We start from the raw sequence: 1,131 nt of genomic DNA, 5'->3' as shown, positions 1-1,131 counted from the left end.
TTAGAGGTCGTTTTCATCTTGGGTGTCACTTTCTGGGGCTGTTTGTCCTCCCCGTCGCTGTGTTGCCGGTGGGGCTGCAGTGGCGACTCTGCCTGGTGAGGCCAGTGGTGTGACGGGTGGGGCAGAGGCCTGCTTGCGCCTGTCTCATTCCAGGACGCCCGGGTCTGTCCCATGCTTCGACACGGCGGGTTGCACGCCTGGGCGCACGCCCCCGGTCGGCGGTATGCCCAGTTCATGACGGAACGACGTGCGTATCCAAGTGATCTGTCCGATGCGCGCTGGGAGTTGATCGAGCCGGTGCTGTCCGCGTGGCGCTTCGAGCGTCGTGGTCGGGCTCTGGACTTCGGCCGGCCTCCGCGGCATGACCTGCGCGAGATCATGAACGCGATCCTCTACGTGGACCGCACCGGCTGCCAGTGGGCCTATCTCCCACATGACTTCCCGCCGCATCAGAGCGTCTACGGCTACTTCGCCAGGTGGCAGAAGGACGGCGTCTTCGCCCAGCTCAACGGCCTCCTCAGAGAGCTGGTGCGCCAGCAAGAGGGGAAGAACCCCGAGCCGACGGCCTGCGTGATCGACGCACAGAGCGTCAAGACCTCCACCTCCGTCCCCGCCAGGAACCAGGGCATCGACGCGGGCAAAAAGATCGTCGGCAGGAAACGAAGCATCGTCACCGACACCCTCGGTCTGCTCCTGGCGGTCCTGGTCACCGCGGCCGGCGTGCAGGACTCCACCGCCGGCCGAACCCTCCTGGACCAGGCGGCCGCCGACCATCCCGGCCTGCGGAAGGTCTGGGTCGACGGCGGCTACCGCCAGCACCTCGTCGAACACGCCGCCACCCTCGGCATCGACATGGAAGTCACCGCCCGCAAGCCGGGAACCAGGGGCTTCACCCCCATCCCGAAGCGGTGGGCGGTCGAGCGGACCTACGGCTGGCTCATGCTCCACCGCCGCCTGGCCCGCGACTACGAAACCCACCCACACCGCTCCGAAGCCATGATCCACCTCGCCATGACCGACCTCATGGCCCGCCGCCTCACCGGCGAAAACACCATCTCCTGGCGCGACCCGACACCAGCACATCAAAGCCGCATCTCGGGATGAAACAACGGGATGAAACGACCTCTTAGA

General features: G+C 66.3%; 1 protein-coding gene. It reads left to right on the top strand.

Going from position 1 to position 1,131, the window contains the following annotated elements:
- Positions 1-234: 234 nt before the first annotated feature.
- Positions 235-1,104, top strand: a complete 870-nt coding sequence (locus tag ACZ4YL_RS41290; RefSeq protein WP_468123667.1) for an IS5 family transposase — start codon at positions 235-237, stop codon at positions 1,102-1,104.
- Positions 1,105-1,131 lie beyond the last annotated feature (27 nt).

The sequence above is a fragment of the Streptomyces sp. NPDC030021 genome (genome assembly GCF_055574035.1).
This window is presented reverse-complemented; position numbering and strand designations above follow the sequence as displayed.

Bases quoted from the DNA above. Each gene is read 5' to 3' on its own strand.
- ACZ4YL_RS41290 (WP_468123667.1), top strand. From the start codon at position 235: ATGACGGAACGACGTGCGTATCCAAGTGATCTGTCCGATGCGCGCTGG.